Origin of the sequence: Kurthia sp. Dielmo, from assembly GCF_000307285.2 — a bacterium.
Classification (GTDB): Bacteria; Bacillota; Bacilli; order Bacillales_A; family Planococcaceae; genus Kurthia; species Kurthia populi.
Genome location: NZ_HE578960.1, coordinates 31,410 through 38,712 on the forward strand (window position 1 = coordinate 31,410; position 7,303 = coordinate 38,712).

General features: G+C 37.5%; 4 protein-coding genes. All 4 read right to left on the minus strand.

The features are described 5' to 3' along the window. A partial coding sequence (locus KTHG_RS21335; RefSeq protein ID WP_147633118.1) for a permease prefix domain 1-containing protein occupies nucleotides 1-493 on the minus strand: 493 nt, incomplete at its 3' end. Beyond that, a complete protein-coding gene (locus KTHG_RS13720; protein ID WP_139994367.1) occupies nucleotides 483-845 on the minus strand; it encodes a helix-turn-helix transcriptional regulator in 363 nt (120 codons plus the stop codon). The genes KTHG_RS13720 and KTHG_RS21335, both read right to left, overlap by 11 nt. Then, nucleotides 832-1,377 (minus strand): sigma-70 family RNA polymerase sigma factor, encoded by a 546-nt coding sequence (locus KTHG_RS13725; RefSeq protein WP_255512468.1) that lies wholly within the window; start codon nucleotides 1,375-1,377, stop codon nucleotides 832-834. The genes KTHG_RS13720 and KTHG_RS13725 overlap by 14 nt, the downstream gene beginning before the upstream one ends. 109 nt (nucleotides 1,378-1,486) lie before the next feature. Then, nucleotides 1,487-6,952 carry a SpaA isopeptide-forming pilin-related protein gene (locus tag KTHG_RS13730; protein WP_139994369.1) on the minus strand — a complete coding sequence of 1,822 codons (5,466 nt, stop codon included), beginning with the start codon at nucleotides 6,950-6,952 and terminating at the stop codon, nucleotides 1,487-1,489. Nucleotides 6,953-7,303 lie beyond the last annotated feature (351 nt).

Below are 7,303 nucleotides of genomic sequence, written 5' to 3' on the forward strand. Positions count from 1 at the left end.
ACATGATTTTATAAAATGACCATAGCAGCATCGATTGATGCATGAAATCTAATACGAAACTAAGTGCCACCCCTAGCCAAAATAATTGATGTCCAAAGGTAAGTAATTTACGATAGTCAAAACGCGTAATCAGCAGTGCTATTCCAATCCCAAACACTGTATACAAACCATTTTTCAAAATCAATGTGCCATTTTCAACTTGCTGACCATAGGGAAGTGCTAAAAAACTGCATAGTATTGCAGCTATTGCTAGGCCAATTAGTAGCCAATCTGTTTGCGGTTTATAAATTTGGTCCATCGATTGGCCAAGTGTTGTTGCGTTTCCCATTAATTCAATAGCCTTCCGCTCTGCTTCCTGCTGTGTAGCACCTTGCTCCTTCAATTTCACAATTTGATGGTGAAAATGCTGTGTCAGTTCTTTTTCTACAGATGCACGAGCTTCCTTATTGCGCATTTGCTTCGTTACACGCTCAATATACAATTTAATAGACATGACGCGCCTCCTCTAAGAGCTGCTGAAGCGGCATTTTTCTCTGTGCTTTTTCATAGCGTTTGACACGTTTTAAACCAGTTGCTGATACTTTATAGATTTTTTCTTCCTCCTGCCATGTACTACAAATTAACCCCTCTACTTCTAAACGATGTAAGGTCACATAAACGGCACTTTGTTGCTTTGCTTTTAATCGTTCACAAAGCGCAAAGCCACTCTGAGGTTGCTGTAGTAGCTGTAATAAACGGTCTGCCTCAATTGCTTCACGAGCTACTTCCTCACGAATGGTTTGCTTCATTTTTTCTGTAAACTGTAAATTTGTATGTTGCTGCAAACTCTTTTTAAATGAATTCATTCTCAAAACTCCTTTCTAAGTGCTCACTCAATAACATACGTGCTTTTCTCAAACGCGTTTTTAGCGTATTACGATTTACCTTTAAAATCTGCGCCATTTCCTGCAGTGAATATTCTTCAAAATAATGCAGGTAAACAAGTTCACGGTATTTGATTGGTAGCTTCATCACCGCATCAATAACGGTTCGTTGGCTTTCTTGCTGTTCAATCATTTGTTCAACAGACTCATTGTCCGTTAAATGCTCAAATTGTTGTGCCTCTGTAACTGTCATGTGACGCGTATGCCATGATTTCAAATAGTCTTTCGTATGATTAATGGCAATACGCCAAAGCCATGTTTTTAGCGTTGCCTGTCCTTTATAGTTAGAAAGCGCACGATAGCACTTTATAAAAATCTCCTGCGTTAAATCCTCTGCAAGCGCATTGTCACGTACATATGTATACACTAACTGTAAAATATCCTGTCCATAATCCGTCATTAGTTGCTCCAGCAGTTCCTCCTGCCAATTTACCTGTGACATAATGCTGTCCACACGATCACTCCTTTACACATCATTAGACGAGCCCAGACATCAAGTGGTTTTAAAAAATCAAAAAAACACACTCCCACATCATAGCGCAGGAGCGTGTTTCTAGTAAAAATTATTTTGTTGCTTTACGACGTACCGCTACAAGCAATACAAGTGCACCTAGGATAATTACTAAACCTGCATACATCACAAATTTAGTGCTTTCCCCAGTTTGTGGTAATGTCGTTGTCTCCGTTGCTGGAGTTGTTGACGTTGCCTCACTTGTGCTTTGACTTGGAGTCGCTGGTGTACTTGGATTTTCGTCGCCATCTCCTGGTGTTGGTGTTTTACCAGGAGGTGTTGGTGTATGATGCTCTTCTGGATCTTCTTTTGGTGCTTCTGGAACTTTCATATTTGTAAATTGTAAATCAATATGTTTTCCTTTTGCATCAAAGCTAATTGGTGAATTATCCAGTGTATAACCTACTGGTGCTTTCACTTCAATAAATTGATAATGACCAGTTGGTAGATTTCTTACTGTAATTTGACCGTTTTGATCCGTTGTCAGTGCTTGTTTCACAAGTGTGCCATCTTCATCTACTAAGTTAAATACAGCGCCTGATAACACTTTATACGTTTTTGCATCAAACTTCGTTAATGTCACGCTTGCTGTTTCTTTTTTATTTGTGATGACTTGCTTCACGGTTTCATTTGCTTTGACCTCGACATCATACGTATCTGTTGATAATGTATAGCCTGCTGGTGCAGCTGTTTCTTTTACAGTGTATGTGCCTGGTACAAGATTTTTCACAATGATTTGACCACTTGCATTCGTTGTGAAGCTTTCGTTATAGTCGTCACCTGTAATTTCAAATGTAGCACCTTTTAATCGTGTACCTGTTTGCTCATCTGTTTTCTCGATGATTAATTGGCCCACTTTCGGCTGTTCTTTTTTATTCACGACCGTTTGTGTTGTTGTTCCTTGTACTGTTACGTTTAATTTAAATGGTGTTGCAACTAGTTCATAGCCTGCTGGTGCTTTTGTTTCAGTCACGGTATATTCACCGACTGCAAGCTCATTTAATTCAATTTGCCCCATATTGTTTGATGTTTTCGTTTCATCATAACCATTTGGACCTGTAATGTGGAATGCTGCGCCTGCTAGCGCTACATTATTATCGTCCACCTTGTTAATAATGATTGTCCCAACTTGAGGCACGATTTTTTCATTAATTACTGTTTGTGTAAATGTGCTATTTTCAGCTACAGTGACAGTGAATGGTGCTGCAGCTAACTCATAGCCTGCTGGCGCCTTCGTTTCAGTAATTGTATACGTACCCGGCTCTAAATCATTTAATTCGATTTGACCGTTATTATTCGATTTCTTCACAACATCATAGTTTGCACCTGTGATGTGGAATTCTGCACCGGCTAGTGCATTGTTTTTCGTATCTACTTTATGAATAATCAATGAACCCACTGGTGGGATAACTGGTGGTACTTCTTTTTTCGTATTTAATACCGTTTGCTCAAATACACCTGCTGAAGTAATGACTGCTGTGAATGTTTGTTCACTTAATTCATAGCCTGCTGGCGCCTTCACTTCTGTAAATTTATATGTGCCTAGTGGTAAATCGATAATTTCGATCATACCATTGGCATCACTTTCTTTAAATTCTTTATAACCATCACCTGTGATTTCAAAAATCGCACCGGCTAATGGCGCTTTTGAATCTGCGTCGATTTTATGGATTTTCAATGTACCGACTTTCGGCTGTTCTTTCGTATTTGTGACAACTTGTGTTGACACATTATCGACCGTAACTTCGACTGTAAAGGCTTTAGCATTTAGCTCATAACCTGCTGGTGCCTTCGTTTCTTTTACTGTATACGTGCCGATTGGTAACTCTTTCAGTGTGATTTGACCCGCTGCATTCGATGTTTCAGTTGCTTCGTAGCCATAAGGACCTGTAATAGTAAATTCTGCACCGGCTAGCTTATCACTATTGGCCGCATCGATTTTTTCAATTACTAAATCCCCTGTTTGCTTCGCATTTTTAACAACCTCTGTCGTTGTTTCATCTGCTGTGACAGTTACAGTGAATGGCTTGTCATTTAATACATAACCCACTGGCGCTTTTGTTTCTGTCACCGTATAGGTGCCTTCTTCAAGCTCAGCTAATTGGATTACACCATTTTCATCCACTGTTTTAGTTACATCAAATCCTTCTTCATTCGTAATACGGAATGCTGCGCCTGTTAACGTTTCATTCGTATCTGCATCGACTTTTTTCAGTACAAGCTCGCCAAATGGCTTTTTATCATTACTGATTTTAGCTACCCCAACAAACGTTTGCGTTGCAGCATCTTTTTTCACAGATACGGCTGTTTTCGCAGCCTCTCCTGTTGGTAATTCATAGCCTTTTGGTGCTTTTACTTCTACTAATACATAGTCACCGTAGCTAATATTCTCAATAACTGCGCGGCCCTCTGCATTTGTTGTCACGGTGATGGCGCGGTCATTTTCATCCGTTACAGCTTGACCATCTGTTGTTTGTAGTGCAAATTCTGCACCAGCTAATGCTTTATCTGCATTGGCTTTATCAAATTTTTGAATTTGAATTGAGCCTACAGGCAATTTTTCTGGTGTGTTTTTCACCGTTACATTTGTTGTTGCTTTTGTGATGTCTAGCTGAATTTCATCATCCGCTAGCTTGAAGCCTTCTGGTGCTTTCACTTCTTTCACCACAACGCCTTTTTCATTCACATATTTTGAATAAGGAATTTCTGTAAATGTAGCAATCCCTTGTTCATTCGTTGTTGCTGTACGCTTGATTGTGACATTTGTTTCAGCATCTGTATATACAAGTTCAAATTCTGCACCAGCTAAGAGTTGTGTCTCATCTGTTGCATCGACTTTTTTAATGGATACAGTGCCTGTCTCAATATCAGAGCTGTTCCCATTACCACTCGCATTGGATACAGCAATTGATGAAGAAGTTGACGTATTTTTGTTAATTGTATCGGTTGTATCGATTGAAATGTTGTTTTTAATGCTTTGACCTGATTTTGCAGTAATATACGAGTCATATTTTAAAACATATGGTGTATGAATCGTATCCGCAAATTTTAGCGAGAAGCCATTATTCGCGAAAGTTACTGTGTAATCTTTGCCCGCTTCTAATGCTTCATTACTCGCAACCAATTTACCATTTGTCATTGTTGCTTTATACAGTTTAAAGCTTGATTCTACAACACTATGACCTGCTGATAATTGGTCTTGTACGACTGCATTACGTAGTTTCGATTGTGTCGCATTCACATCGACTGTCCAGTGTGCTAGACGACCCTGTTGTGCTCCTGATTTTGATACATACTCACCACCACGAGGAATTTCACCCGGTGTTGTAATCGTATGATCTTTATCTGTTAAACTATCTGTGACAACGTTTGAATAAATCGTTTGAACACTATTTGTCGTATCTTTCCCTAAAATTTGGTCATCAATTGATGTCTCATAATGAAGCTGATACGCCTTTGTTTTATCTGCTGTGTCAGGTAATAATTTATTCACATCAATTGTGAATGATTGATTACCTTCTGCAAATGTCACCGCTTCGGCCCAGTTCACACCTTTAATTTCTGTAATGTCTGCTGTGTCTTTCCCGTCTTTAATTGTCCATGCATACAATTTAAATGAATCCTTCACATAATGCTGACTACCTTTTAATGTATCTTTCAATGTCGCACCTGTTAGGTCATGCTGGTTAAAGTTAAAGCCTACTTTGTATTCTTTTCCTTTATACGTACCATCTTCATTTAATAATAATTTGCCGGATTTAAAGCCGTTATTTTTCGCTAGTACACTATTGTTTGGATAGAAAGTTGTCCCGATTGCATCGGTTTGTGCTTCTGTGCCTTTATAGATGACATAGCTATTGCTGTTTCCTGTTTCTGCGCCTTTATCGGCATCAAAATCCATTGTATAACGGATTGTGTAGACACCCTTAGCTGTCGTTGAAGCGGCATCTTCTTTGTTATATAAGTAGAAATGATAATCTTTACCATCTTGTTTCATTGAGGCATCTTTAAAAATGACGCCATCTTTTTTAACATTTACAAGCTTTAAATTCGTAATGCTACCATTATCAACTGGTGTATCTTTTACAGAGAATTTACTACCATCCTCTGGAACCGTTACTTTAATTTCATACGTTACAACACGATTTTTAAAATCTGTTTCAACAACAGATTTACGTGTATCACTATATGAATTTTTAATGGAAATATCTTCATAATCGCTACCTAGCGTTGTTTCTTTTCCGTCAATAGTTGCTTTTAATGTTGCTGTATTACGGAATTGAATATCAGAAGGTGAAAGAATACCGCCCTTTGGTGAATAACTCACGCGATAACGAATAATATAATGTCCGTTAAGTGCTTCATTAAATGTCATAACCGTCGTTTTATCGCGTGTACCATCTTTTGTAACATTAATTTTATAGCTATTTGTTGGAACAGCTACTTCTGCTGTATCCTTTTTCACAATTGTGAAATCAGCTGCTTTCAGTGAAGCTAATTTAAAGTTTTTATCCTTAATAGCAGGCGTTGTTAGTACATCTGTAATCGTTGCGCCCGCTGGAATTTCTTGGCCTTTTGTATCGAAGTCAATGAAATAATCGATATAACCATCAGTTGTGTTAACGCTTGATTTACTCTTATTGACATTTACCTTTGTTTGGTAAGCCATTGAAGCTTCATTTGATGTTGTAGAACCTTCATTTGACTCAAGTGTTGCTGTATTTACATAATTCGCAATCAGCTTATTGTCGACTTTATTTGTTGTAATTTCGATACGATATGCCTTTGACGTGTCACCTAATGTCACCGTCACAGGATCTTTACTCGTTACTGTATCTGATACATCTTTCCCCGCAATAAATGAAAGTTTATCACCAGCATTAAGTGCCACACTTAATTCAGAGACTTTCACATTTGTTGCCTCTAAGCCTTGCGGAATCGCATCTTTCACGACTGCATTCGTTAATTTTGATAATTCCGTATTAACGTCAATCGTCCATTTATACGTTGTATCATTTACTTTTGTAACAGCTTTTGAAATAGCTTTCCCCTGTTCAAAATCTACTACTAATTCTGCTTTTTGAGAGCCATAGACGATTTCAGTCGTATTACTTTCAATTGGTGTTCCTGGCTTCATTGTTGATTCTGCATTGAAATTGATTTTTACATCTCTTCCTTTATATGCAGTCAACGTAACCGTACCATCTGCTGCTAATGTAAATTTCCCAATGACTTTACCGTTACTATTTGTAATTTCTTCGTTCGTATAAGTTTGAATAACTTTCAATTGTGCTGGTAATTTAAATGTGATCGTCTTATCTGCATCTAAATTGCCAAACTCAAATTGATAGGCTGCTTGAATAATATCATCTAATGATGTCACAGCATCTTTTTCATTGCGTTCACTATCTGTATACGATAGCTCAAACCCTGTTAATCCTTCAATTGCATCATTTGTTGCTGCTTTTGCAGTTGTACCGACACCCGCATAGCTTAAAATGACATTGAAAACTAACATTAACGAAAGAAAAGAAAAGCTTATTTTTTTCGTAATGTGAATAACCTCCCTAAAATTAGTACAATCTCTAGTATAATTTAAGGGTCTAATAGCTTAAATCTATCCTTCTGTTCTTTTAATTTATCTACTTCATCGCATAGAACAACCTAAAAAACAAAACATTATTAGGGAAAAATAAAGTCACAAAGACCTTTTCTGTCGAATAATATTATTATTTTACTATTTTTTACATTCATTCTGTCGAATAATGACGAATAACAAAATTTATTTTAGATATAAAAACCTATTATTCTAATGGTAGAAACATCCCTTAACATTATGCGAATAAAAAAAGAGGCTGGGACAAAACAC

What these genes read in the sequence shown, in the direction of transcription:
- KTHG_RS13720 (WP_139994367.1), bottom strand. Translation starts at nt 845, where the DNA reads ATGAATTCATTTAAAAAGAGTTTGCAGCAACATACAAATTTACAGTTT.
- KTHG_RS13730 (WP_139994369.1), bottom strand. Translation starts at nt 6,952, where the DNA reads ATGTTAGTTTTCAATGTCATTTTAAGCTATGCGGGTGTCGGTACAACT.